The 26,159-nt window shown below is 46.7% G+C and carries 21 protein-coding genes; 14 read left to right on the forward strand and 7 right to left on the reverse strand.

Annotated features, from left to right (window positions below):
* Positions 1–66: 66 nt before the first annotated feature.
* From parE to ACR1R9_RS07565, 5 genes are all read left to right on the forward strand, one after another.
* A complete protein-coding gene (gene parE, locus ACR1R9_RS07545) occupies positions 67–2,046 on the forward strand; it encodes a DNA topoisomerase IV subunit B (RefSeq protein ID WP_099858369.1) in 1,980 nt (659 codons plus the stop codon).
* Between the two features lie 12 nt (positions 2,047–2,058).
* Positions 2,059–4,521 (forward strand): DNA gyrase subunit A, encoded by a 2,463-nt coding sequence (gyrA, locus tag ACR1R9_RS07550; protein ID WP_076288996.1) that lies wholly within the window; start codon positions 2,059–2,061, stop codon positions 4,519–4,521.
* Positions 4,522–4,750: 229 nt separating this feature from the next.
* Complete coding sequence (locus ACR1R9_RS07555; protein WP_063563171.1) at positions 4,751–5,188, forward strand: MarR family winged helix-turn-helix transcriptional regulator; 438 nt, start codon at positions 4,751–4,753, stop codon at positions 5,186–5,188.
* 242 nt (positions 5,189–5,430) lie between these two features.
* Positions 5,431–5,877, forward strand: coding sequence for a MarR family winged helix-turn-helix transcriptional regulator (locus ACR1R9_RS07560; protein ID WP_076288997.1), 447 nt, complete (start codon positions 5,431–5,433; stop codon positions 5,875–5,877).
* Positions 5,874–7,385: a DHA2 family efflux MFS transporter permease subunit gene (locus tag ACR1R9_RS07565; RefSeq protein WP_433921419.1), complete on the forward strand. Its 1,512-nt coding sequence runs from the start codon at positions 5,874–5,876 to the stop codon at positions 7,383–7,385. Before ACR1R9_RS07560 ends, ACR1R9_RS07565 begins: the two co-directional genes overlap by 4 nt.
* 112 nt (positions 7,386–7,497) lie before the next feature.
* Here the strand turns inward: ACR1R9_RS07565 and ACR1R9_RS07570 are convergent, their stop codons facing one another.
* From ACR1R9_RS07570 to ACR1R9_RS07580, 3 genes are all read right to left on the reverse strand, one after another.
* Positions 7,498–7,842: an MGMT family protein gene (locus ACR1R9_RS07570; protein ID WP_064636948.1), complete on the reverse strand. Its 345-nt coding sequence runs from the start codon at positions 7,840–7,842 to the stop codon at positions 7,498–7,500.
* Positions 7,843–7,961: 119 nt separating this feature from the next.
* Positions 7,962–8,693 (reverse strand): RluA family pseudouridine synthase, encoded by a 732-nt coding sequence (locus tag ACR1R9_RS07575; protein ID WP_310853508.1) that lies wholly within the window; start codon positions 8,691–8,693, stop codon positions 7,962–7,964.
* Between the two features lie 2 nt (positions 8,694–8,695).
* Positions 8,696–9,559 (reverse strand): class I SAM-dependent methyltransferase, encoded by an 864-nt coding sequence (locus ACR1R9_RS07580; protein ID WP_024630567.1) that lies wholly within the window; start codon positions 9,557–9,559, stop codon positions 8,696–8,698.
* A 262-nt stretch (positions 9,560–9,821) separates the two neighbouring features.
* Here ACR1R9_RS07580 and ACR1R9_RS07585 point away from each other — a divergent pair, with 262 nt between their 5' ends.
* Genes ACR1R9_RS07585 through ACR1R9_RS07595 form a run of 3 tightly spaced genes read left to right on the forward strand, consistent with a single transcriptional unit; the run spans position 9,822 to position 11,702 of the window.
* A complete protein-coding gene (locus ACR1R9_RS07585) occupies positions 9,822–10,274 on the forward strand; it encodes a flavodoxin (protein ID WP_064636952.1) in 453 nt (150 codons plus the stop codon).
* Positions 10,275–10,280: 6 nt separating this feature from the next.
* Complete coding sequence (locus ACR1R9_RS07590; protein WP_326065714.1) at positions 10,281–11,084, forward strand: hypothetical protein; 804 nt, start codon at positions 10,281–10,283, stop codon at positions 11,082–11,084.
* Positions 11,085–11,135: 51 nt separating this feature from the next.
* Positions 11,136–11,702, forward strand: coding sequence for a nitroreductase family protein (locus tag ACR1R9_RS07595; protein WP_326065712.1), 567 nt, complete (start codon positions 11,136–11,138; stop codon positions 11,700–11,702).
* Positions 11,703–11,726: 24 nt separating this feature from the next.
* Here ACR1R9_RS07595 and ACR1R9_RS07600 read toward each other — a convergent pair whose 3' ends face one another.
* Together ACR1R9_RS07600 and ACR1R9_RS07605 are read right to left on the reverse strand one after the other, a co-directional pair.
* Entirely contained in the window at positions 11,727–13,184 is a 1,458-nt protein-coding gene (locus ACR1R9_RS07600; protein ID WP_076289003.1) for a 4-hydroxyphenylacetate 3-hydroxylase family protein, read from the reverse strand.
* A gap of 199 nt (positions 13,185–13,383) precedes the next feature.
* Positions 13,384–13,536 carry a DUF1540 domain-containing protein gene (locus ACR1R9_RS07605; RefSeq protein WP_072733378.1) on the reverse strand — a complete coding sequence of 51 codons (153 nt, stop codon included), beginning with the start codon at positions 13,534–13,536 and terminating at the stop codon, positions 13,384–13,386.
* Between the two features lie 362 nt (positions 13,537–13,898).
* Between ACR1R9_RS07605 and ACR1R9_RS07610 the strand changes: the two genes are divergently transcribed.
* Positions 13,899–14,711, forward strand: coding sequence for an AAA family ATPase (locus tag ACR1R9_RS07610; RefSeq protein ID WP_326065709.1), 813 nt, complete (start codon positions 13,899–13,901; stop codon positions 14,709–14,711).
* Positions 14,712–14,874: 163 nt separating this feature from the next.
* Here ACR1R9_RS07610 and ACR1R9_RS07615 read toward each other — a convergent pair whose 3' ends face one another.
* Positions 14,875–16,338 carry a HAMP domain-containing sensor histidine kinase gene (locus tag ACR1R9_RS07615; protein ID WP_326065708.1) on the reverse strand — a complete coding sequence of 488 codons (1,464 nt, stop codon included), beginning with the start codon at positions 16,336–16,338 and terminating at the stop codon, positions 14,875–14,877.
* A complete protein-coding gene (locus ACR1R9_RS07620; RefSeq protein ID WP_326065707.1) occupies positions 16,323–17,009 on the reverse strand; it encodes a response regulator transcription factor in 687 nt (228 codons plus the stop codon). Before ACR1R9_RS07620 ends, ACR1R9_RS07615 begins: the two co-directional genes overlap by 16 nt.
* Positions 17,010–17,199: 190 nt before the next feature.
* Between ACR1R9_RS07620 and ACR1R9_RS07625 the strand changes: the two genes are divergently transcribed.
* The 5 genes from ACR1R9_RS07625 (at position 17,200) to ACR1R9_RS07645 (ending at position 26,098) form a co-directional block, all read left to right on the forward strand.
* Positions 17,200–17,919, forward strand: a complete 720-nt coding sequence (locus ACR1R9_RS07625) for a YceI family protein (RefSeq protein WP_326065706.1) — start codon at positions 17,200–17,202, stop codon at positions 17,917–17,919.
* Between the two features lie 242 nt (positions 17,920–18,161).
* The gene (locus ACR1R9_RS07630) at positions 18,162–22,526 is read left to right on the forward strand and encodes a glycosyl hydrolase 53 family protein (protein WP_433921418.1); all 4,365 of its coding nucleotides are present in this window, start codon (positions 18,162–18,164) and stop codon (positions 22,524–22,526) included.
* A 159-nt stretch (positions 22,527–22,685) separates the two neighbouring features.
* Positions 22,686–23,702: an iron-hydroxamate ABC transporter substrate-binding protein gene (locus ACR1R9_RS07635; protein WP_326065704.1), complete on the forward strand. Its 1,017-nt coding sequence runs from the start codon at positions 22,686–22,688 to the stop codon at positions 23,700–23,702.
* A 252-nt stretch (positions 23,703–23,954) separates the two neighbouring features.
* Positions 23,955–24,998 (forward strand): SPFH domain-containing protein, encoded by a 1,044-nt coding sequence (locus ACR1R9_RS07640; RefSeq protein WP_076289010.1) that lies wholly within the window; start codon positions 23,955–23,957, stop codon positions 24,996–24,998.
* A complete protein-coding gene (locus ACR1R9_RS07645) occupies positions 24,995–26,098 on the forward strand; it encodes a sugar kinase (RefSeq protein ID WP_433921417.1) in 1,104 nt (367 codons plus the stop codon). The genes ACR1R9_RS07640 and ACR1R9_RS07645 overlap by 4 nt, the downstream gene beginning before the upstream one ends.
* Positions 26,099–26,159 lie beyond the last annotated feature (61 nt).

Below are 26,159 nucleotides of genomic sequence, written 5' to 3' on the forward strand. Positions count from 1 at the left end.
GATAAGAAAACATCTGTTTGCATTTCAGGCATTTTTTTAGTTGCAAGTTAAGAAGGGGGAGCATGAATGGTCGAGCAAATCGATATGTCGGCAGGTTCGACAGGCGGAGGACAAGGGTCTTCAGGCTACGACGCGGACGACATTCAAGTACTTGAAGGACTGGTAGCGGTACGGAAACGGCCGGGGATGTACATCGGCAGCACCAGTACTTCGGGTCTACATCATTTGGTATGGGAAATCGTGGATAACGCTGTCGACGAACATCTCGCCAAATTCTGCTCCAAAATCGATATCACGCTGCATAAGGACGGTTCTGTTACGGTTCAGGATAACGGAAGGGGAATTCCGACAGGTATACATAAAACAGGGATTCCTACTCCCCAGGTCGTGTTTACGATTTTGCACGCAGGCGGAAAGTTCGGTGGATCAGGATATAAGAAATCCGGCGGTTTGCACGGTGTAGGTGCGTCAGTTACAAACGCATTGTCCGAATGGCTTGAAGTCGAGATTTTCCGTGATGGCAAGATTCATCGTCAACGATTCGAGTATTGGCAAGACAAAAAAGGCGTTGAGCATGTCGGAGAACCGGTGTCTGGTCTCGAAGTATTGGGCAATACCAATCGAACGGGAACCAAAGTTACGTTTAAACCGGATATTCGGGTGTTCCAGAACGGCATTCAATTTAATTATGATACACTGGCAGAACGTCTTCAGGAGATTGCTTTTCTGAATTCGGGTCTGAGAATTGTGCTCAAGGACGAACGGTCAGGCAATCAGGATGAGTACATGTACGAAGGCGGAGCAAGCCAGTTTGTTGCTTTTCTTAACGAAAATAAAGATGTGCTGCATGATGTCATTCACTTCTATGCGGAGAAGGATGACATTGAGGTCGAAGTAGCGATTCAGTATAACGCGGGTTATACCGAAACGCTGGCGTCGTTCGTGAACTCGATTCCCACTAGGGGCGGCGGTACACATGAGACCGGATTCAGAGCAGCTTATACACGTGTGATGAATGACTACGCACGGCGTACCAGCATGATTAAAGAAAAAGATAAAAACCTCGAAGGTAATGATCTTCGTGAAGGCATGATGGCAGTCATCAGTGTCAAAATGTCGGAGGTTGAATTCGTAGGACAAACGAAGGATCAACTCGGTAGCGCTTCCGCGCGTAGCGCAGTAGATTCTGTCGTGTCCGAGAATATCCAACGGTTTTTGGAAGAAAACCCGCAGGTTGCGCAAACGTTGATTCGCAAAGCGGTTCAAGCTTCCAGAGCCAGAGAAGCTGCACGAAAAGCTCGGGATGAGATGCGAACCGGCAAAAAACGTAGTGAAAGCTCCAACCTGAACGGCAAACTGACTCCGGCACAATCCAAGGATTTTACCCGGAATGAATTGTTTATCGTCGAAGGGGATTCCGCAGGGGGTTCAGCCAAACAGGGACGTGATTCCAAGATTCAGGCGATACTCCCGCTTAAGGGTAAACCACTCAATCCGGAAAAAGCGAAATTGGCTGATATCCTCAAAAATGAAGAATATCGTGCCATTACATCGGCCATCGGAGCAGGTATTGGAACCGAATTTGCAGTTGAAGACAGCAATTATTCCAAAATCATAATTATGACAGATGCCGACACAGATGGCGCACATATACAGGTATTGTTGCTGACTTTCTTCTACCGCTATATGAAACCGCTCATTGATGCAGGCAAAATATATATCGCTCAGCCGCCATTATACAAACTCACACGCAAATCAGGAAAAATGGCTAGTGTACGTTATGCCTGGACTGATGAAGAGCTGGCGAATTACATGAAAGAATTTGGAAACAATGTGGAGCTTCAACGTTATAAAGGACTTGGCGAGATGAACCCGGATCAACTGTGGGAGACAACGATGAACCCTGAAACACGCGCATTGCTCAAAGTAGAAATTGTCGATGCAGCAAAAGCGGAACGTCGTGTATCTACACTCATGGGTGATAAGGTTGATCCGCGCAAACGCTGGATTGTAGAGAACGTCGACTTTACAGAGTACGAAGAATAGAAGGTGCTTGGAATGAGTCTATCAGAACAATTTATGCCGGCCTTTCTCGAAGAGGTCGTAGGTGACCGTTTCGGTCGCTACTCCAAATACATTATTCAGGACCGGGCCATTCCCGATGTACGGGATGGATTGAAGCCGGTGCAGCGGCGTATTCTTTACGCTATGTACGATTCAGGTAATACACCGGAGAAACCATATCGGAAGTCCGCAAAAACAGTTGGGGATGTTATGGGTAATTATCATCCTCACGGGGATTCCTCCATCTATGATGGTATGGTACGGATGGCACAGCCATGGAAAATGGGGCATATGCTCGTGGACGGTCATGGAAACTGGGGGTCACAGGATGATGACCCGGCAGCGGCCATGCGGTATACGGAGGCCCGTTTGTCGCCCATCGCAATGGAGATGCTTCGCGATATCGAGAAACGGACTGTTCTGTTTAAGGATAATTTTGATAATACCGCCAAAGAACCGGTTGTATTACCATCTCGTTATCCGAACCTGCTGGTCAATGGTGTAAGTGGGATATCGTCTGGTTTTGCAACGGAGATTCCTCCACATAATTTGCGTGAAACCATTGATGCTTGTATTGCTGTGATGGAGAAGCCGTCGATTGAACTGGATGAGATCATGATGTTTATGAAAGGTCCGGATTTTCCGACAGGTGGGCTAATCATGGGCGGCGACGGCATTCTGGATGCTTACCGTACAGGTAAAGGCCGGATTTATCTCCGCTCCAAAACCGATATCGAGAATATGCGCGGTGGCAAACAGCAAATCGTGATTACCGAGATCCCTTATCAGGTCGTAAAATCCCGTCTGGTTACAGCGATGGAGAACATTCGGCTTGAGAAAAAGGTTGAAGGAATTGCCGAAGTACGGGATGAAAGTGGGCGTGAAGGCCTGCGGATCGTGGTTGAGCTGAAAAAAGAAGCAGATGCACAAGGTATTTTGGCTTATTTGCTGAAGAAAACCGACTTGCAGGTCACTTACAACTTCAATATGGTTGCGATTGTAAACAAAGCCCCTCAGCAATTGGGATTGAAATCAATCCTCGAAGCTTATATTGCCCATCAGCGTGAAGTTGTGACGTTCCGTACCCGCTTTGAGCTGGAGAAGGCGGAAGACCGTGCACATGTCCTGGAAGGTCTGGTAAAAGCTCTTAACATCCTTGATGAGGTCATTGCGGCTATTAAAGCTTCGAAGAACCGTCAGGATGCTCAAAATAACCTGATGTGGATGTTTGGTTTCTCCGAGCGTCAAGCGGATTCCATTCTGACTTTGCAATTATACCGATTGACCAATCTGGAAATTACTTCTCTGGAAAAGGAACTCGGCGAACTGATGAAGAAGATCGCGCAATTACGCTCGATTCTGGATAGTGATCGCAAGCTGATCGGGGTCATTCGCAAAGAGCTGATGGAGATTCGTGAGAAATACGGAATTGACCGTCGCTCAGCTATTCAGGGCGAAGTGGAAGAACTCAAGGTTAATCTGGAAGTGCTGGTGAACGCGGAAGATGTATTTGTCACTTTGTCCAAAGAGGGATACATCAAGCGTACAGGCATGCAGTCATTCACACGATCTGGCGGGGAACGTAACGCAAGTGGTGTGAAGGAAGGCGATTATATCGCTCAGGTCCTTGAAGTTAACACGCTGGAGAACTTGCTTGTATTTACGAAAAAAGGCCAGTATTTCCTGTTACCTGTGCATCAGGTACCGGAATTCAAGTGGAAAGACCCGGGGACGGCAATTGTCAACGTTATTCCGCTGGCAAAAGACGATCGGATCTCAAGTGTGCTTGCTGTTAAATCCTTCGAAGAGCCGGATCATAGTCTGGTCTTTGTCACCCGCAAAGGACAGGTTAAACGTACCGAGCTGAAGGAATACGTCACCAAGCGTTCCGGCGCAGTAGCCGCATGCAAAGTCGGCAAAGATGATGAGGTATTATCCGTTCATCTAAGTACAGGTGGCAAGGATATCATGCTGATCACCAAAGAAGCCATGGCTATCCGTTTCCGTGAGGATGAAGTAAATCCGATGGGGCGTGTATCTGGAGGCGTACGTGGTATTCAGTTAAAAGAAACGGATGAAGTTGTATCTGTTCTGTGGGTGGAAGGCGATGAAGGTGAGGTTGCTATATTGTCTGACTTGGGTTATGGCAAACGCTCGTTACTGCTGGATTATGCTCTGCAGAGCCGTGGCGGCAAGGGACTGGCAACATTTGAATTCAAGGAAGGCAAACGGGTGAAACCGAACGGTAGCCGAATTGCCGGAGCGTTCTATTGTCGGGAACAACGAAATGTAACGGTGATGACCAAGGAAGGTCAATCACATCACATTTCTTCCGAAGCTGTACCTATTACTGAACGGAAACATATTGGTAAATTGCTTGTGCATGTGGACAAACAGGATGAAATTGTGGAGCTTATCATGGATCTTACAGAGAATCAGGCAGCTTCTTCCTCCTAATCAGGATTCAATAAAGACTCTTTACAGAGCAGGGAAACCTGTCATGTGAAGAGTCTTATTTTGTTGTTCAGACGCGGATTAAAAGAGGACCACCATGCGAAGTTTAACAACCTTCGTCGATTACGGTCGATCGCTAGGAAATTGAAAAAAGGCAGCAGGAATGCGGCTTTGAAGGGCGAAAACTTAAGCAGGTGAAGTGATAACCGGTTGCAGAGAGGAGCGATTCAAGATGTATAATTCCGATTTTGCCAAGTGCTGGTCGAGGCTGACCAAGGACTACAAGCTGCATATGGATCATGAGCTGGCACCCTCGTTAACAGAGGCGCAGCTGGCCGTACTGGAGGTTCTTGAGGATCACGAGAAGATGAAACCATCCGATCTGATTCCTTTTCTGGCTACAACACCCGCAGCAGTAACGATGTTGTTGGATCGTATGGAGAAAAACGGACTGATTCGCCGGGATCGGGATGATCAGGATCGACGAATTGTATGGGTATCCCTATCTGATAAGGGACGCATGGAGACTGAGCGCGGAATTACCATTCGCAATGAATTTATGAATTCCGTTCTCAGCAATATTTCAATGCATAACCAGCAGTTGCTGGTATATCTATTAGGCAAAATGACGACACCAAAAACAAAAGAGCATGCCTTGTCCACATCTTAACGACGATGGACAGGAGAAATAATAGTAACCATGGAACTCTTGCTGAACATGCAGGAGGGCTATGGTTATTTTTTATTGATGTGTATTTTAAAGAGTTTTGCCTGCTTTGAATGCCTGAGAATAATCTCTAAAAATTTATATGTAAAGAGTTGACTATGTAAATATTTTTGTTATAATAAGTAATTGTTCCCCTGATATTTCGTGTACGAAATATTATATTCCATAAGTAAAAGGGTGAATTAATGTCTGACACATATGAAGTATTCTACATTATTAATTCGTTTAGGCAGGTCAATCAAATGCTCTTCCGAGCATTCTGGAATGAAAACAAGGAAATTGAGCTCACTTCGATTCAATTTATGGTGTTATCCATTTTGAGAGAGCGCCCTTCGATCGGTATCAATGAAGTGGCTGAGCTCTGTCATATGGGCAGCAGCTCCATGAGCGCTGTGGTGGAGCGTCTGGTCAAGGGTGAGTACATTGTTCGAACCCGTTCAGACTCGGACCGTCGATCCGTAAAGCTTCAGATTACGGGCAAGGGGGAACGGGCCCAGCAGGAAACACACCAATTGTGGATGGAGCGAGTGTCACCTATTCTGGATATCCCGAAGGAAGACCTTGAGCACCTGCTAAGAATTCATAATCAAATGATTGAAAAGTTAGAAGGAAGAGAGATGAACAACCAATGAGTACTACTGCAGCAGCAGCGCCATCCTCAGCGATGGACAATATTAAGAAAGGCCCGATTGTGGCCGCATTGTTAATCGGTGCATTCGTCGCCTTCCTGAACCAAACGTTGATGAACGTAGCTCTTCCTAAAATTATGGATGACCTCGGCATCGGCGCGAATAAAGCCCAATGGCTGACTACGGGTTATATGCTCGTCAATGGTGTGTTGATTCCGGTTACGGCGTATCTGATCGCCAAATTTTCGACACGTCAAATTTTCATTACGGCTATGACGCTCTTCACATTAGGAACATTGGTCTGTGGTTTAAGTCCGAACTTTAGTATCCTGATGGTAGGTCGTGTTATTCAAGCGGCAGGTGCAGGTATCCTGATGCCTCTGATGACAGTTGTATTCTTGACGATCTTCCCAATTGAGAAACGTGGTCAGGCCATGGGTACGATGGGGATCGCGATGATTCTCGCTCCGGCCATTGGACCAACACTGTCAGGTTATGTGGTTGAGCATTATTCCTGGAGACTGTTGTTCTATATCATTTTGCCATTCTCGGTTATTGCAACTGCAATCGGTATTGCGTTTGTCAAAAATGTAACACGTCAATCGAAACCTAAATTGGACTATCCAGGTGTTATTTTATCTACACTCGGTTTTGGTAGCTTGTTGTATGGCTTCAGTGATGCGGGTACAGACGGATGGGGCAGTGCAATTGTAATTGCTTGTCTGGTCGTAGGGGCCATATCCCTGATCCTGTTCGTAATTAGACAGATGACAACCGATCATCCGCTGTTGGAGTTCCGTATTTTCAAATACAACATGTATACATTAACAACGATCATTAACATGCTCGTAACGATGGCGATGTTCGCAGGTATGATTTTGCTTCCGATTTTCCTGCAAAATATTCGTGGATTCTCACCAATTGAATCTGGTTTGCTGATGATGCCGGGCGCCATCTTGATGGGGATTATGTCTCCAATCACTGGTCGCATCTTCGATAAAGTCGGAGCACGCTGGTTGTCTGTTGCCGGCCTTGCGATTACGGCTATTACAACTTGGGGGCTTAGCCGCCTGTCGATTGACACTACTTATGGTTACATGATGTTTATCTACACAGCTCGTATGTTCGGTATGTCGATGTTGATGATGCCAATTCAAACAGCGGGTCTGAATCAGCTTCCACAGCGCCTGAATGCACATGGTACAGCGATGTCCAACACATTGCGTACGGTTGCAGGTGCAATTGGTACAGCGATTCTCGTTACGATTATGAGTAGTAAACTGAAATCCCATCTGGCAGATACTCTGGCTACAGGCCAAATCGCTACAGATGATAAGGCTGCAATGCTTCGTGCTACCGCAGATGCAACAATCTACGGCGTAAACTATGCGTTTGTTGTAGCAACTGCGATGACTGTAGTTGCTTTGCTGCTGGCGTTCTTTATCCGTAAAACAAAACCGGCTACAGAACCTGTAACAACTGAGCAACAAAAAGTGAATGCAACAGCATAAATCAAGCTAGATTACTGTTATTATTCATTCAATAAAGGTCTTATATAAACAAAAGAGAGTTCAGGCAGATCACACTGCTTGAGCTCTCTTTTTATTATGCCTTGTGTTGACTTTATTCTTCATCGGTCGATAGATCAAGGAGGAAGGTAGGACCAGGATCATGACCGAAGAGTTTGAGGTTGATGCTTCCATCCATCTGGAATTCAACGCCTTCGCTAATGAGCTCCGTTTCCTGCATGAGGCGTGAATGCTCGTCAGGAATGGCTATCAGACCTTTGGCATTGACGACGCGGTGCCAGGGAAGGCGCTCCTTCCGGCTCATGGAGTGCAGAATGCGTACAACCTGCCTGGCAGCTCTCGGGCTGCCTGCATGAGCGGCAATCTGTCCATACGTCATGACTTTTCCCTCCGGGATTGCTGCGATGATGGCGACGACCTGTTTCGTAAAAGGTGTCATAGTAGGTCTTCCTTTCCATTGGAGTAAAAAAAACCGCGCCATTCAGATAAGGAATCTGGATGACACGGTTTACGGTCAGATTTGACCTGATCCTGTGAATGATTATATTAATATATCAATTAATGTTCTGCTTTAAATACGTTATCATACACAGCTGCCGGCCACTCTGCCCATGGGAATTCACGGGGAGGTAGGGACTGAAGGACAATTTCTTCCTTCGTTACCGGGTGGGGAAAAGCAGCGATGGCAGACCAGAGAGCAATTTGTTGTCCAGGCTTATTCACACCTGCACCGTACTTTTGATCTCCAAACAGGGGGCAGCCCATCTCTTTCATTTGGACCCGAATCTGATGAGATCTGCCTGTGTGCAGTTCGATGTGAACCAGACTGTAACGGTCAGTTTCGCCGATGACCCGGTAATCCAACACAGCATCTTTACCGCCGGCGGTACCTTTAGGCACAACGGTGACGGTATTGGTACGTGCATCTTTCAGCAGCGTGTGTTTTAACGTTCCTTGCTGTGCAGGCAGCTTGCCATGTACAACAGCCGCATATATTTTGCGGAAATGACGTCCCCGAACCGTCTCGGATAATCTTGAAGCCGCCTTCGATGTTTTGGCAAAAATCATGGCACCACCAACAGGGCGGTCAAGACGATGTACTAATCCGAGATAGACGTTGCCAGGTTTGTTATAGCGTTCTTTCAAATCCTGTTTTAGCAGTGTAAGCAAATCCGGATCACCTGATGCATCTTCCTGGGTAGGTACATTGACCGGTTTCGTGATGCCTAACAGATGATTGTCCTCAAACAGAATCGGAATATCTCCCATTGTTTGCGAATGTTCGGACATAATCAGGACTCCCAGCGGCCCAAGATACCGCATGGCAGATCCAGACCACTACGGGTAATTGGAAGACCAATTTCACCAGCTGTAATTTGACCGCCGTATTGGGCAGACATCGTCATTGTCAGCATGTTGCGCAGAACGGTAGACGAAATCCCGGTTGTGTAGGAATTGACCAGCATGAATAATGGGTTATCGGACAGAATTTCCATACAGGATTTAAGGAAAGGATAGAGGTTCTCTTCCAGCTTCCATGTCTCTCCGTTAGGGCCGCGGCCATAGGAAGGAGGGTCCATAATAATCGCGTCATACCGATTGCCGCGACGTTGTTCGCGCTGTACGAATTTGAATACATCATCTGTAATGAAACGAACAGGACGATCCGCGAGGCCGGATAATTGAACATTTTCTTTGGCCCACTGTACCATGCCTTTAGCCGCATCCACGTGAACAACTGAAGCTCCGGCATAAGCTGCAGCAACTGTTGCGCCGCCTGTATATGCAAACAGGTTCAGTACAGAGATGGGACGACCTGCTCCTGCGATTTTATCCATCATCCAGCTCCAGTTAGCCGCTTGTTCAGGGAACAGACCGGTATGCTTAAAGCTGGTTGGTTTAATATGAAATTTCAGGTTCTCATATCCGATGGTCCAGCGTTCTGGGATCGGTTTTTTCATATCCCAGCTGCCGCCGCCCGAAGAACTGCGGTGATAATGGCCGTGAACCTGGCGCCATTCATTGGTTTCTTTTTCAAGGGGCCAAATGATCTGTGGATCGGGTCTACGCAAAATCACATCGCCCCATCGCTCCAGCTTTTCGCCGCCTCCTGTATCGATTACTTCATAGTCCTTCCAGTTCTTTGCTACGTACATAATGATTTATCCATCCTTCAAGAGTCATTTGGATACTATTGTACAACAAAAAAGGGCCTGTACGCCAGTTGTGGTAGGCGCCTGAAAGGGTGCAGTGCCTAATATGGTGTTGAATTTGGTCCATCACCATATACTGAAATGGAAACCGATTGAAAATTTAATTTGACAATGATAATCATTATCACATATGATTTTGATAAATTCAAATGTTACTTCTTCAGGAACAGTATGACATGATCAATAAAAAGTGAGGGAAAAATAGATGGCTAAATTGTTAGTGGCTTATGCAAGTATGACAGGAAATACGGAAGAGATTGCGGAACTGATCGTCGAAGGAATTAAACAAGGTGGGCATGAAGTGGATCTCAAGTCCGTAACGGATTGCAATGCAGCTGATGTACTTGATTATGACGGATTTCTCATTGGAGTATACACGTGGGGAGACGGTGAACTGCCGGATGAATTCCTCGATTTTTACGAAGAGCTGGATGAGCTAGATCTGAGTGGCAAACGGGCAGCAGTGTTCGGAAGCGGGGATACTTCTTACGAGCAGTACTGCGGAGCCGTTGATCTTGCGGCAGCAAAGCTGGTGGAACGTGGGGCGGAGGTATCTCCAGAGATGCTGAAGATTGAATACAGTCCGATGGAGCAGGAGAAGGATACGTGCCGTGACTTTGGCAAACGTTTTGCTGCTGCCGGATTACAGGTGTCCTAAGGACTCATGTTAAGACATAATGTTCAGGCAGCTCTTCAGCCGGGAATGTCAGACACCCCGGTACGGCTGCTTGAAGATTACAGATTGGAAGAGATGTTGCGCAGCCCGCATCGGTTCATCCGCCCGGAACCGGAGGCTGAACAGCGCTCACCGCTGCAATGGAGACACCGTGTACAATATGCAGTCAGCCATGCAGTTAATGCTTTTTACAGTATGGACCCGGAAGTGCGCAAAGAGGTGCCTGTACAATATTTACTCGAAAAGTGGTGGCCTAGAAAGGCAACCGGATTTGAATCGGTACTTCATTACTGGGATGTAAAAAACAAAATTACGGATGAATTATCCCTTGCAATTGCGATGAACGATGATCTGAAGCATCCGACCATTCTATTTGAACAATGGCGAACGGAGCTTCCTACCTTGTCGATGCATCTGTCCATGATCTTCCAGGCTGCCTGGCAGCCAGAGGGCTGGGATTCACTGCTCATCCAAAAATATATGGTTGTCCATGATCCAAATGTGGTTGAGGCGTTCCAGCATATGGTGAGCGTGTTCTGCTGGGAAGCATTTGGCAAGCTGCCAGGCATGATCGAAATCTATTGTTTGCTTGAAGGTCGCAAGATTCGATATATCCCGGGAAGACAATCGCTTATCCGTTCGATGGATTATATTCGACTGATTCGTGACAGCATTCCAAGCGCAGAGAAGGTGGAATCTGATCAGTTTACGGTTCAGGACAAAGCCAGAGTGCACGAAGAGGTCGATCGGTGGAGAAGTGAGACTGAACCGAAAAAAAACTGGTTGATGTAAGTAAGACAATGGATGGTGTGATATATCGTGCAGATTAAGGAGGGATGAGCCATGTCTACCGGTTTGAGACAAGATGCAGCAAGCGGCAAGAAACGTATAGGAACTTGTGAATTCAGCCCGTTGCCTGTACCACAGTCGGTTATAAGACGGTTGCTGGATGAAGCAGATCCATCTTTATATGTGATAAGTTCAGAGCCTTGGCGTTTTATGTTGTTCGCGAATGAAGGACGTCAACTGTATCTGGAGGCGGTCAGACAGAGTTACCCACCACATTTGGCAGATCGTTACGGGGACTGGGCTACATATCAATATACAGAAGCTATTCCGGCACATCTGGTTGTTGTCGCCCCTTCAAATGCCAGGGAGGACCATTTATTGCCTGCAAAAGCCTGGAGCAAACGTTTTTGCATCCTGGCAGCGGAACAAGGTTTGAATGCCGTCTGGAAGATCAATGATTATCAACAGCATCCCGTATTTATGAATTTGATGGGTTTAACGCGTGAGGAAAAGGTATTGGGTGTATTCCACATCGGTTACGGAGACCAGTCTGCACTTCGGGATACCGACGCAGGCAGACCAGCCTCTGAACTGATGACGGTCTACGACCATCTGGTTTAAACGAGGGAATCAGTCATTCCTCATTTATTTGCCGGTTTTGGCAATAAAATTACGAACGAGTTGACGATACGATTGATCTGCAAAGACTGCTGAATACATCCGGTTCGAGACGGTGATCGAGTTGCCAAAAAAGAACCGTTCAAACTGGGTCTGTCTGCCTCCGAATGATCCTGCTCCAAGCTCCCAGATTAGACGAAACAACGCTGTGCGTTCCTGAGATACCATATCGGTTCCTCTAAGGTACGTATCCAAGTGAGGCGCGATATTCGAGTGGAACTCTTCTTCCTGAGGCACCATAATTACACCGCTGGATCCTAAGAGTTGTAAAATTTCAATCATCTCTGGATACAGTTTGGGGAATAAAAGGTTTGCTGCCATTAACGGTTTGGGGGCAGGTATTATAAATCCCCGTCCATCTTCCATAGCACCGGCTTCTGCTGCCAGAGCCAGTGCTTTTAACGTTTCAAGACCGGCGAGCACCCTGGCTGTTTTCTCTATCACATGCGTTTCAGCAGCTTGGTCGAGCGTGTCAGCGAGTAACTGAATGGTGCCCAGAACAAATTCCGTTTTGGCGATATACCGGCATACGACCTGATGTCCTGCGTGGATGTGAAAATGGCTTCCGCTAAAGAGTCGGCCAGACATTTCCTCATTACCGGCGAAGAATATCCGTTCATGAGGAACAAGCACATGATCAAAGATTACAATGTTATCCATCTCTTCATATCTGGAACTGAGTGGATAGTTGAAATTGGACTCGGCGGCGTAGGTATCCCGGCAGATCAGACTAATACCAGGCAGGTCATTTGGTACAGCAAAAGCAAAAGCAAACGGATTTTCTTCGTCGAACGGTGCCGGTGAAGGGGAAGGATAAACCAGGATTTCGTCTGACGTGGCGGCCTGAGTGGCCATCATGAATGCACCATTAATGATCAGACCTTCTTCAGTGCGATCAACCACTTTGGCGGCAATTGCATCTTCGGTCGCGTCCAATTGTCCCGAAATTTTACTGGCATGGGGCTGGATAAAGGCATGGGAGAGGGTAATATCATTATCCCGGCAGTAGGCATAGTAGTTTCTCAGATTTTCGGCGTATTGTGGCGATACTTCTTCAAGGATATCTGCCCCAGTATAAAAGGCCATAATTGCTGTGTTCATATAATCGGGTGATCGTCCCAAAAAACCATGGTGAGTCCCTGACCAAATATTCATGGCTTCTCGGCGTCTGCGCAAGTCATCCACACTGGTTGGAGGAAGAAAGGACATACCTACTGGTTTTCCGTCAGCAGGAGATGCATAAGTCATCGTATCGATTAAATGTGGATCAGACTGAAGATCATACAACTTCGCTTGTGTTTCCATCAAACCTGCAAACGCAAAATGTTCAGAACGTTTTCCAGTAACAAGCTCCCCTTTGTACCAGCAGGGGACCGTCTGTGCATCGATCCGTTCGATATACTGTTTGCCACTTTTTACGGGCATCGTTACTCACCTCTATGGTCTATTCGTTCATGGGCAGTTTGACTGCTCTCGTAGTGTACGTCAATAGGCAGTCCAATGTGCATGAAGAGAGGGGAGTTCAGATTTTGTAGAAAAGAGCTTGATAATAATTATCATTCTTGTTACAATAGAAAAAGAAAAAGGAACCGCGAGGGCTCCTTTAACTTGTACCATTTGAATTTTATTTTACTTCAAATGTTTTGCAATCCGTTTCAGCGGATTCACTTACTTTTTTGGAACTGTGACTCACGATGTAGATTGAAGATGCGTTGCATTTGTTTTCTTGAGCCCAGTGACGACATGAATTAACCTCACATAATACGTCTTTTGCCATGATTGATAACCTCACTTTAATTGGATTACATTCGTTGGTATAAAAGGATCCGGAATTGGCAAGTTGCCGCTTGCAAATCTGGAAAAATTTTGTGCTCTCTCGAGTAAATAGAGGGCTTTTTTGCGTTATACACAACGATGCATATTTAGAATAGCAAATTTTACTGCCGCTTGCAACAAATTGGGCGAGACCTTACGCAAAATGATGGACAAGTCACATAAACTTTGCAAAGAGGCCATATTATGTTATGATTTAATAGTAATAATTACGATTAAAAGATCGTTAATTTATGAATGAGATTGAATCGATAGTATTTAACTTGGATGATCCCTTGAGACATAGAAGAAGGAGAACGATCAACGATGAGCAAAACCAACCATATAAATCGGATACCCCGAGCTAAAGGCATCGATATGGCCGCTTTTTATTCACCGAAAGAGTGTGGACGCAAGGCAAAGCATATTGTATTCTCCGCTGACAATGAACGGGTGGTTGAGGAGTTTATTACCATTCTCGGTATGAAAGATCAGTTTGCAGAACATGATGTGCCAATGCCGAACAAAATGGTGATGTTTGGTCCTCCGGGAACAGGCAAAACACTAACTGCTTTCCATCTTGCACACCGACTTCAGCTTCCGCTGGTTCTTGTGAGACTCGATGCCATAATTCATAGCCATCTAGGGGAGACGGGAAGCAATGTCCGTAAACTATTCGAATATGCACGGGCTAACCCCTGTGTGCTATTTCTAGATGAATTTGATGCCGTAGGTCGTACACGTGAAAGTAATGATGAGGTTAAAGAAATGGCTCGTGTCGTCAATACATTGTTGCAGTGTCTTGATGAACTCGATGGTGACAGCATTCTGGTTGCCGCTACGAATCTGGAGACACAGCTGGATCATGCGATATGGCGGCGATTTGATACCAAAATGACTTATGGGATGCCGGATGACTCAAGCCGTAGATTATATATTAACAAGCTGATGGGGCAGTTTGAGCAGGAGAGCCGACTGGAAGAATTCATGTGTGAACGCCTCACAGGATGCAGTTATGCGGATGTGGAGCAGATTGTTTTAAAAGCCAAGCGGAAAGCCATTATTGCCAGCAGTCGATTACATGAGCAGTTCATTAATGACGCGTATGCAGAATATATGCCGCGAGTACTGACCACTTAGCTTGTATATGAATATCACCGACCACTGTCCCATTATGAATAGCCCGGTTCCTATGAAGGAATGTCGGGCTATTCGATATTTCAGCAATTTACATGGGCCGTTTGTTCTTGGTTCTTTGGCAGATGAAGAAAGCCCGTTTATAAGATGCAGACATCGTGTCCTGCTACGCGTTAGCCGTTGCGCGGTAAGATGGTTCTATCTCTGTTTTTTCAGGACCAGACCATCGTGGCAAAGTTAAGGTGAAAAGGCTGCCTTCAGGACTGCTGGAGGTCAGGGATAAATCCCCTTCCTGAGCTCGAGCAAGCAAGCGGCTATAGGTTAGTCCCAGACCTAACCCGCGGGTACGGCGTTTTTTGATCTCACCACGGTAGAAACGTTCGAAGATCTTGGGTTGATCTTCTTTAGTGATACCCGTACCGTTATCCTGCACATCAACAAACAAGTTGTCCGCCTCAGCGCGCAAACGGATATGAAAGACGGCCGCTTGATCGGAAGCGGCAGCTTGCAGTCCATTATTGAGCAGGTTGACAATAATCTGCTGAATGCGAAGGGCATCACCGATGGTATAGAGCGTACACGAAGGTGTGTGCAATTCAATCTCGGGAGACTTGTCCTCATAAGCGATTTTCCACTGATACATAATTTCACCCACCAGCAAATTCAGATCTATGCGTTCCCGACGAACAGCAACACTTCCAGCGCTCATCGCATTGTAATCCAGCAGGTCAGCGACCATACGTTCCATTCGTTCCGATTCTTTGAGTGCGATGTCCAGGAATTCCTTCGCTTCCTCCGGACTGACAATATCGTCCCGGACAGCCATCACGAGTCCTTTAATGGACGTTACCGGTGTTTTCAATTCATGGGTTACCCCAGCAAGTGACAGGGCACGCCATTCCTCCAATTGCTGCAAACGGATAGACATCTCGCGAAAAGATTCAACGAGTTCATTCATCTCCCGTTCTCGTGTGTTCAGATCCAAATTGACTTCATAGTTTCCGTTTCGAATCTGCTCTGCGGCATGGGCGACTTGACGAATAGGCCTGGAGAGCTTGCGGGACAGGAGGTAGATTGTAAACCAACCACACAGAATTAAAGCCACGAACAGGATGCATACCACAAGCATCGTTTCCGGATTGTATGCAATGGACTTTTTGGACTGCATGACCCACACTTTACCGAGCGTCTGATCGTCATCTGTGACGTTGACTGTCACCCCGGCGAATTTTTTGTTTCTTGGTTCGCGTAGGTCATCAGACAGCCGATTATATACATCTTGCTGCGTCATTTTTGGTTTGGAATAGATCAATTGATTATTGTTGTCGAGCACCATAATACAAAAGTAATTATCTGTATTGAAAAGCTTGGTTCGCTTGTCCACGAGCCCGTCGAGATCCGGGGGAATATGCAGTTTGTTTTCCGCTCCCGTTACCTTTTCGGCAATTTCCAACCCTAGCAGCTGGGCCGTTTTGAGACCTTTTTCAATGGAAGTAGTTCTGATCCAGTAAAGTGCCCCTGCAACAATAATGGTGAAACCAATGCAGAGGATTAGAAAATATCGAAGCGTCCAGTAGGACAGAATGGATGTTTTACGTTTGGTTGTATTTCGTTTTAGTTGGCGATCCAAAATTGATACCCCATTCCCCGTAAAGTCCGGATTTCTCCCGTTTCAGGCAGCCAGTGGGATAACGCCTGACGCAGCCGTTTGATCGACAGGTCCACAGCCCGGTCACTTCCGTCATAATCCATGCCCCATACCTGTTCAATCAGATGGTCCCGGGTGAATGTGCGGTTGGGGTATTCTGCTAGAAACAGGAGCAGTGACAAATCACGTGGTGTGAGTGCAACCTCGGCACCGTTCAAAAGTACCTGTTTGGCAGCCAGATCAATGACCAGATTACCAAAATAACGTTTGCCTTCACCTTCAGCTGTCCAGTGTGGATTGCGGCGAAGCACAGCATTGACTCTGGCGACCACTTCCTCAGGCACAAAGGGTTTGCTCATATAATCGTCAGCACCGGCATTCAGCCCATTAAGACGGTCCTGAATATCATCCAGTGCTGTTAACATGATGACGGGACAAGCACTTTTTTGGCGGATGATTCGTAGCAGATCCCAACCGTCCATTCCAGGCAGCATCACATCCAGCAATACCAAGGAAGGCACATCCGAATCAAATAAAGTTAGGGCGGTGGGTCCATCCGCTGCATGACGAACGTCGAATCCCGCTTTTCGAAGATAGGCAGCCAGCACACGGGCAATGGCTTGTTCATCTTCGACGATAAGTATGGATTTCAAGAAGGTGTCTCCTTTCACTTCAGAAGCTTGTGTACTGATTTTACATGAGCGGAAGCACAATGCCAATGAGGCAATTATTTTCAGAAAAAAATGCGTTGCACATCATTTCTTGACGTCATCCTGACACATTGGGCTGGTAAGATGCTGATAAATAACCAACTTATACAGTTACCCATTGGAGGAAATAGAGATGAATAAGAAGACAAAAACATGGATGATCTCAGGTGCGGCAGCAATCGTCATTCTTGGGGGCGGAGGGTACTATTTCGCGAACAGTTACCTGGGCAACAACGTTGAGATTGAACAGGTGCTGCCTGCCAGCACTGCAGCTTCCACAACGGAAGCCGGATCGGACAGCGGTACAAGCGTTTCCAACGTTGCAGCGGGAGCAGAGCAATTGAATGGAGACTGGAGCATCAGCGAAGGTTCGAAAGTATATTTTTCGGTAACGACATCCCGGGAGACGGTCAATTTTGCGGACGAGCAGGTTAGTGGTAACTTGACTCTTAATGTAGACGATGCGTCCCAGATGAAAGCGGATGGACAGATCGAGATGAGAGACATTGATTCAGGCAATAGCCAGCGGGATGGACATGTGAAAGAAGCTGATTTCTTCGATGTTTCCACCCATCCACAAGCTGCATTTACGGCTACCTCATTTGAAGGTGTACCAACGGAATGGCCGGCAGGGCAGACCGTAGACTTTAAAATGAACGGAACCCTAACGGTAAAAGGGATTGAGAAAGAGGTTACGTTTGACGTAAAAGCTGCTTACGAAAATGATCAGGTGTTGTTGTCCGCCACAACGATGGTTACCTTTGAAGATTTTGGTATGGAGAATCCACATTCGGTGGTCCTTTCTACTGAAAATGACATTCAGGTTCAACTGGAGCTGAAGCTCAGCAAGTAAGCATATAGTAAGGCTAAAATCTGTTCCAATCTGCCTAATCAGGCAGAGGGACAGATTTTTTTTGTTAGGAATGGGAATCGATCCACAGTGAGCAAGGAATTACCATTCGATGTGTTAAAATAACTGCTGTTTCCTTGGCATAATACCGTGTCCTCGTTCGATGTAAAGCGCTTACAATGATAATGATTTACAACATTCATTGTTCAAAGGTGACCAAACAAATGATAAGGGGGAGATCAAGCGTGCACAAAAGATACATAAGCGGCTGTCTCGTATTACTGATGTTGTTCTGTGATTTGGGTCTGGTAGTTCGGCCCGCAGCGGCAGCGGCGAAAGTAAACGTTGCGCTGAATAAGGCGGTTACGGTCAGTTCAGAAGATCTACAATGGGAGGGCTATAAAGAAAAAGCGGTGGATGGCAATGGAAATACAAAATGGAGTGCGGACAGTCCTACTTCAGTAGATCAACCGCATTGGCTGACGGTAAACTTGGGGGCTTCATACAACCTTTCCGGTGCGGAACTAAAGTGGAAGGATGAAAACGAGGTTGTGAAGTTTTTGGTTGAAGTTTCTGAGGACGGAAATACATGGACATCTGTGGCAGATCACTCTGCCAACGATAAAGCGGAATCACAGGTCAATCTGGATTTTCAGGCAGATGCGGTTCAGTATGTGAAGGTCACGATTCCTTATTATGCTGGTACCGACTGGTGGCCTGGCATTTCCGAGTTTCAAATCTGGGGAGAGGAAGAGGTACGGAACCCGGCAGACATCGTGAAATATGATCCAGTCAACGTGTCTACCGTAAGTCGTACTGCTCCTGTTCTGCCAGCAAAAGTCATGGCACATTACCAGAACGGGAAATCGGGCCTTGTCCCGGTGGCATGGGAGGAAGTTGCCCCTTCACAATATGCATCAGCAGGCAGCTTTACCGTTACGGGTGATGTATATGGGGCTCCCATTCAACCTGAAGCTACCGTTACGGTAGAAGGATATCGCAGTGATTTTGTCAGAGGGGTGGATATTTCCACGTTAACAGCCATTGAGGATAATGGAGGTTATTATCTGGACAGCAATGGAGCAGAACGCGATCTGCTCGATATTCTCAAAGATCGTGGCGTGAACTATGTGCGGCTTCGACTGTGGAATGATCCACAGAAATCCAATGGGTACAACGACAAAGAAGATGTGATTCGTCTGGCCCAGCGGGTAAAAGAGAAAGGCATGAAGATCCTGCTCGACTTCCATTATTCCGATGAATGGGCGCATCCCGGTCAACAGCTTCGTCCGAAGGCCTGGGAAAACCTTTCATTTGATGAACTGAAGACCGCTGTATATGATTACACGCGTGAAGTGGTAAGCGAGATGAAGAATGCGGGCGCGATGCCCGATATGGTACAGATCGGTAACGAAATCAACAGCGGCGTGTTAAACGGATTGAAGAGTAATGTCGACTTTGATGAGAACGTTGCCTTACTTCAGCGAGGAGTGGATGGCGTTCGAAGTATCCAAGGCGGAGATCAGGTTCAAATCATGATCCATCTGGCTGAAGGGGGGAAAGCCGATACATTTGACTGGTACTTCGGTGAATTGCAGAAACGTCATTTGGAGTACGATATTATCGGCCTTTCCTATTATCCATTCTGGCACGGAACATTCGCAGATGTGCGCAAAACGATGAATGAGGTATCCGCGAAATATGGAAAAGAAGTCATTATCGCTGAGACGTCCTACCCTTTCTCGTATAAAAACGGGGACGCTCACGGCAATATTATTGGCAATCCGGAAACGCTGAATGTGGGAGGTGCTACCTTCCCGGCAACTGTGCAGGGACAATATGATGCGATTGCAGGCATTATGGACATGATCTCACAAGTTCCAAATCAGAAGGGAGCGGGGTTCTTCTATTGGGAGCCTGCATGGATTGCGGCCAATGTAGGCTGGATTGCTTCCGAGGGAGACGCATGGGAGAATCACGCCATGTTCGATTATGACGAATATCCGGCGAATGGCGGTTACTCGTATGAAGGGCGTGCCCTGCCATCGCTGGATGTGTACAAACGCGGCCTGGACAATCTGCCCGCAGATCGGAAAGAGCTGTCGGCAGCGATTACACGTGCAAAGGCGCTGGAATCCAGTGATTTTACATCTGAAAGCTGGACCACACTCGCTCCAGCCATTGCAGCAGCTGAGAATACGTACAAATTGGCTTATACATCTGGTGGTATAACCCAACAGGATACGGACGCTGCGACTGCCGCTCTTCATGAGGTTATGCAGCAGCTTGATGTTATAGCGGCGAATCGGAACGGTCTCGAGGCAATCATTGCCGAAGCCAAAACATATAAACAAGCGGATTGGTCTGCTGCAACATGGGCTGTTCTGACCAAGGCTCTTACTCGTGCAGAACAGGTTATGACAGATCCAAGAGCCACCCAGACCGAAGTGAATACAGCAGCAAAACAAGTGGAAGCAGCCATCCATGGGTTGTCCAACGTAGACAAAACGGAGCTGACACAGTTTATCGGTGAAATCCAGCAGCTGACCGAATCTTCGTATACTCAGCGAAGCTGGGCAAACCTGAAAGCGGCATTGTTATCGGCAATCACGGTCAGAGACAAGCAGGATGCCATACAATCGGAAGTGCAGGAGGCTCTGACAATACTTCAGAAAGCCCATAACAACCTTGTTTTACTGGAGGCATTAACAACAGGTAAAACAGCTACCGCATCAAGCAGTGCCGGTACTGGTGGTGGAAAAGACAACTCGCCTGGGGGAGCGATTGACAGCGACCCCACTACTTCATGGGGAACAGACCAAAGTGTGGATAGTTGGTGGCAAGTGGATCTGGGGGCGACCGCTGTGATCCGTAAGCTGGAAATGTCCATGTGGAGTGGAGGCATTAAATACAAGATCGAAGTATCCAACGATAACAAGAACTTTGTCAAAGTCGTGGATACAACAAGTGATGTGGTTGTATCCACCAGTCCAAGACATATCCTGCCCGCAGGCACGGAGGCACGTTATATTAAACTGACCATTACCGCTGGTTCTCAGTGGGTAGGCTTTATGGATTTTGAAGCTTATGGCATGTTCCCGGCTGACAAATCTGCCCTGGAGACTACAGTGAATTCCGCTGCGAAGCTGCATCAAAGTAATTACACGGCCGCAAGCTGGAATGTGTTTGCACAGGCATTGTCGTTTGCTCATGTGCTTATGGATGATGCAGAAGCCAGCGCACAGGAAATCAGTGCTGCGGATAACGCATTGAAAGAGGCGGTTAGTCAGCTTGTACGGCAAGAGCTGACCCCGGGTCAGCCATCACAGCCAGGTCAACCTGCAGAGCCTTCCACGCCTGGATCATCCCAGAATTCCGGCAATCCTCCTGTAACGCCACCTGTCGAATCCGGTAATCCAGGAGAAAGTGGTTCCATTACATTCAAAGGGACAAGTACCGGAGCGGGCACCTATGTGATTCAACCTGAGATGAAACAGTTGTCTCAAATGATTGAAGGAATGGGAGCAGGCAGCAAAAAGCTAACCTTGATTGCAGATGTTCCCAAGGATACAAAGGCTGTGACCTTCCAGCTCAATGCAAATCAACTTCAGGAATGGGCACGTACTCAGGCATTACAGTCGCTGGAGCTCGTCATGAAACAGACATCTGTCCGTATCCCGTTAAATTTATTGAAGGATGCTCGTAATGAAGATTGGGATACAATGGATGTCATTCTAACCGAAGACTCCACAGCCAATCTGTCTGAAGCGCAACAGGAAGCCATCGGTAACCGCAACGTGGTGGTCAGCGTGGATCTCTTGTTAAACGGACAGCTGTTACAGTGGACTGACAGATCCATTGAAATAGCGATGTCTAATGTGCAAAATTCAAATGCAGAAGACAATGTGCTGGCTATCCAATCCCTTTTGCCAAATGGTGAAATGAAACCGGTAACCTTTACTCAATATGATGAAATGACCCAAAGTCTTGCTTTCAAGCCGCTTCAATCAGGCCGTTTCGTGATTACTGAAGTGCAGGTGCCGTTGAATGATTTGCAATCCTACTCCTGGGCCATTAAAGAGATTCAGAATCTGTATGGAAAAGGAATCATTTCAGGCATGACAGATACCCGATTCAGTCCGCAAGCAGAACTGACACGTGCACAATTTCTGCAAATGATCATGAAGGGGATTGGAGAATCACGTTTGCCGGATACATCCACTTCAGCTCCAATGGATGTGAAGAATGATCAGTGGTATTCAGATTCCGTACGTCTTGGTTTGGAGATGGGAATCGTGCAAGGCCGAGCAGACGGTTCGTTTGCAGCAAATGAACGTATTACCCGTGAGGACATGGCGGTAATGTTAAACCGTGCGGTACAGGTCATGAAGCAGAACACCAGTACAACCGTTGATACAACAACCAACAGCACCACATTTAATGACAACGCAGATATCGCTGAATATGCAAAACAAGCTGTTGCAGCGATGCAGGAGCAAGGCCTGCTTAAAGGAATGGCAGATGGCTCGTTTGCGCCTAAACTGCATGCTAATCGTGCACAGGGTGCAGTCGCTGTAGCCAGAATGATGGAGCAGATTTATAAATTTTAAGTGTATATATGATATAGGGATCGGGTCTTTCTGACTCGATCCCTATGTTTATGGACTTCAATTAAAATGGTAGACAGTTAGTAATCAATTCTGCTATGATTCCAATGATAATGATTACCATTATCATAAAAGTGTTGAATTATAGGGGGCATCATGTTTATGTTTAAATCCAAATCGATTCTTTCCATTTGCACGTTATTTATTGTGTTTACGCTAGTTCTTGCGGGTTGCGGAAATGCAGGAAAGACAACGGATGAAACGGGGAGCGGCTCAGGACAGACGACTGAGAATCAGGAATCCACTGGAACCGATACAGCTCAGAATGAATCAGCGGAAAGTGAAACACGTGAATATGAGACGGATAAAGGGACGGTTACCATTCCTGCACACCCGAAACGCATCGTGACCGATTACTACGGGGGCGAGATTCTGTCTGTAGGCGGTAACTTAATTGGTGTAGAGCCAAGTGCCTTTGATAACCCGTTCATTAAGGACAAGCTGAAAGACACCACAGATGTGGGTTATCCGGTGAACGTGGAGAAGACGCTGGAATTACAGCCTGACTTGATCGTTGTCATGTATGATGATAACTACGAGGAACTATCCAAAATCGCACCAACTGTGCATATCCCATATGGTACAGCGACAGATATCTACAAGACCGTGGAGCTATTTGGTGATTTGATTGGTCAACCTGATCAGGCGAAGGCGTTCATTGCCGATTATGAGAAAAAGGCGGCAGCAGGACGCGAGAAGCTGAAAGGCATCGTGGACGAAAATACGACCGCTGGATTATACGAGTTGACGGACAAAGGAGATCTATGGATCTTTGGCGACAACGCAGGCCGGGGCGGACAAGTTGTATACAATGCTTTGAAGCTGAAAATGCCTAGCAAAGTGAGCAAAGACAATCAGACCGTGCAGCTATCGCTCGAAGTATTGCCTGAATATGCTACTGATTACATGTTCATGACGGTGTACGATCCTGAGAAAAAAGGCGAAGCGCTGAAGGAATTCAAACAGTCCAAAGTATGGAATGGGCTGGATGCGGTGAAGAATCACCGATTCTTCGAGAATGATTTTGACACATTCTATCGATATGATCCAATCGCCATTACTGCCCAGATTGATTTGTTTGTTGATCTGATCTTGAAGAGCGCTGAACAAAACAAATAAATGATGAACGTTGTTTAACGAGGTGATGACTTCTAATATAGGCTAGCGCCTCGCATAACTTAACCCATAATGAGTTGTCATTACTGACTATAATTATAGAAAATCGACCTGCTTTAAGGCTTCTGCCTAAGGTAGGTCTTTTTTTGATATAAAAGCAAAAAAAGTTGTTAATGTCATATTGACAATATCGAAGTTATTTGTTATCATTTCGATAATATCAAAACGACAATATTAAGAAATGGGGAATGAGCGATGTTTGGATTCCGATTCGTGAAGTTTCAACCCAGTGAGTACGTAATGAAAGTGAAGAATGGGCAGGTGCAACGTCAAGGTGTAGGTTTGTCTTTCTACTATTATGAGCCGACGACATCGGTGGTGGTTCTGCCTGTATCTTCGGTGGATGTGCCCTTTATGTTCGAAGAAATAACAGCCGATTATCAAACAGTTACGGTTCAGGGTCAACTGAGTTATCGTATCGTTGATTATATGAAAATCACCCAAAGCTTGAACTACACGTACAATTTGCGCAAAAACAGATATATCTCCGACGATCCTGGCAAGTTGGATCAACGTGTAATTACGACCGCCAAAGTTCTGACCAAAAAACATCTGGAGCAAATGCCCCTGAAGGAAGCCATTCAATCGAGTGAACGGCTGGCTAGCAGCATGAAACGGGAAGTGGTGCAGAGTGAGGAACTGGAGAAATTGGGCGTAGAACTGATGAGTTTATCCATTCTGGCTATTTTGCCTAATAAAGAGACGATGCGTGCACTGGAAGCACAAGCGCGGGAAGAGATTTTACGCCAAGCCGACGAAGCGCTGTATGTACGTCGTAATGCATCCATTGAACAGGAGCGGAAAGTGAAGGAGAACGAACTAAACACGGAAATTGCCGTTGAGACGAAGAAACAGCAGATTCGAGAAACGCAATTACATGCCGAGCGCTCAGTGAAACAGAAACAGAATGAGATGGAACAGGAACAGCTTCAATTCAATACGGCGATGGAGGAACGGAAACAACAGCTTATAGAATTAACGATTGCCAATCAGAATGCCGAAGCTGATGCCAAAGCCTATGAAATTGCTGCCGTGATGAACTCGTTACAACAGGTGGAACCTAGCGTGCTACAGGCGATGGCTAACATGGGTATGAACTCGGATAAACTGATTGCCCTTGCATTCCAGGAGCTGGCTGAGAATGCCGGGAAAATTGGACAGCTTAACATTTCACCTGATCTGCTGCAAGGATTGATGAATCCACCGACAAGAGAGCAGCAGGGAGGTCGGGCACGATGAGACTTGGGAAGGCAAGCCAGTCTGAAGCTGCACACACTGCGGGAGGAGAACCTATGACCGAATACAAGTTGATTCTGGTCAAACGCAGAACGAGGCTGGAAGAATTGGTGGTCCGTTATAACACGGTCCAACAAGCCCAGTTCTATATCGAACGCCTGGGAGCAGACTTCAGTGATTACCTGGAGGAGGACAGACGTTATCATCATTCCGTGAAGCAGGCCCAGCAGCAGCTCAGCCAACTGGGCCGGGTTCAGACTATTGATCGGGAACATGTGCCCAACTTTATTTTTGGAGCACAGGACATTGTGGTAGTAATCGGACAGGATGGACTTGTTGCCAATACGCTCAAGTATGTAACCGAGCAGCCGCTCATTGGTGTGAATCCTGACCCCATGCGTTGGGACGGGGTATTGCTGCCATTTACGGTAGAGGATCTGAGCTTCATAATTCCTGATGTTATTCGTAAACGCCGCTCCCTGAAAGAAGTGACGTTGGCCAAAGTGGAGCTGAATGATGGGCAGTATCTTTATGGCGTCAACGATCTGTTCATTGGTAGAAAGACGCATGTATCTGCTCGTTATGAAGTTCGCATGGGTTCATCGGTAGAACAACAATCCTCCAGCGGAGTAATTGTATCCACGGGAATGGGATCGACGGGCTGGTTCAAAAGTGTGCTGGCAGGTGCTGCTGGAGTCATGGGCTCGGAAGCATGGCTGCACATCCAATTGGGTGAAGCGTTCATCCCCGATAGAGACAGTAGAAGCTCTCATTCAAACTCGAACCCTAGAGGGAAAGGTTATTCAGAAGCACATATCGCCGCGACAGCATCTGCACAGGGGAGCATGAGCGACATGAATCACTTTGGCTGGGATGCGCCTTATCTGTATTTTACTGTACGTGAACCCTTCCCTAGCCGGACGACTGCAGCCAATCTCGTGTTTGGACAGATTCATCCAAAACAGCCTTTGCAGATTGTCTCCCAGATGCCGGAGGACGGTGTTATTTTCAGTGACGGGGTAGAACAGGACTTTCTCGAATTTAATTCCGGAGTGGAGGCGACCATTGGCTTGGCAGAGAAACGTGGACGTTTGGTGGTCTGATCCTTTATTTCCAATCCGTTTTTGACTAGAATGGTAAACTAGATGTAGAAGATATGTCAGG

The organism is Paenibacillus taichungensis (assembly GCF_050994985.1).
Lineage (GTDB): Bacteria > Bacillota > Bacilli > Paenibacillales > Paenibacillaceae > Paenibacillus > Paenibacillus taichungensis.

Bases quoted from the DNA above. Each gene is read 5' to 3' on its own strand.
- ACR1R9_RS07585 (WP_064636952.1), top strand. From the start codon at position 9,822: ATGGCTAAATTGTTAGTGGCTTATGCAAGTATGACAGGAAATACGGAA.
- ACR1R9_RS07570 (WP_064636948.1), bottom strand. From the start codon at position 7,842: ATGACACCTTTTACGAAACAGGTCGTCGCCATCATCGCAGCAATCCCG.
- ACR1R9_RS07575 (WP_310853508.1), bottom strand. From the start codon at position 8,693: ATGTCCGAACATTCGCAAACAATGGGAGATATTCCGATTCTGTTTGAG.
- ACR1R9_RS07600 (WP_076289003.1), bottom strand. From the start codon at position 13,184: ATGCCCGTAAAAAGTGGCAAACAGTATATCGAACGGATCGATGCACAG.
- ACR1R9_RS07605 (WP_072733378.1), bottom strand. From the start codon at position 13,536: ATGGCAAAAGACGTATTATGTGAGGTTAATTCATGTCGTCACTGGGCT.
- ACR1R9_RS07595 (WP_326065712.1), top strand. From the start codon at position 11,136: ATGTCTACCGGTTTGAGACAAGATGCAGCAAGCGGCAAGAAACGTATA.
- ACR1R9_RS07555 (WP_063563171.1), top strand. From the start codon at position 4,751: ATGTATAATTCCGATTTTGCCAAGTGCTGGTCGAGGCTGACCAAGGAC.
- ACR1R9_RS07610 (WP_326065709.1), top strand. From the start codon at position 13,899: ATGAGCAAAACCAACCATATAAATCGGATACCCCGAGCTAAAGGCATC.
- ACR1R9_RS07590 (WP_326065714.1), top strand. From the start codon at position 10,281: ATGTTAAGACATAATGTTCAGGCAGCTCTTCAGCCGGGAATGTCAGAC.
- ACR1R9_RS07580 (WP_024630567.1), bottom strand. From the start codon at position 9,559: ATGTACGTAGCAAAGAACTGGAAGGACTATGAAGTAATCGATACAGGA.
- ACR1R9_RS07560 (WP_076288997.1), top strand. From the start codon at position 5,431: ATGTCTGACACATATGAAGTATTCTACATTATTAATTCGTTTAGGCAG.
- ACR1R9_RS07640 (WP_076289010.1), top strand. From the start codon at position 23,955: ATGTTTGGATTCCGATTCGTGAAGTTTCAACCCAGTGAGTACGTAATG.
- ACR1R9_RS07645 (WP_433921417.1), top strand. From the start codon at position 24,995: ATGAGACTTGGGAAGGCAAGCCAGTCTGAAGCTGCACACACTGCGGGA.
- ACR1R9_RS07565 (WP_433921419.1), top strand. From the start codon at position 5,874: ATGAGTACTACTGCAGCAGCAGCGCCATCCTCAGCGATGGACAATATT.
- ACR1R9_RS07625 (WP_326065706.1), top strand. From the start codon at position 17,200: ATGAATAAGAAGACAAAAACATGGATGATCTCAGGTGCGGCAGCAATC.
- ACR1R9_RS07635 (WP_326065704.1), top strand. From the start codon at position 22,686: ATGTTTAAATCCAAATCGATTCTTTCCATTTGCACGTTATTTATTGTG.
- gyrA (WP_076288996.1), top strand. From the start codon at position 2,059: ATGAGTCTATCAGAACAATTTATGCCGGCCTTTCTCGAAGAGGTCGTA.
- parE (WP_099858369.1), top strand. From the start codon at position 67: ATGGTCGAGCAAATCGATATGTCGGCAGGTTCGACAGGCGGAGGACAA.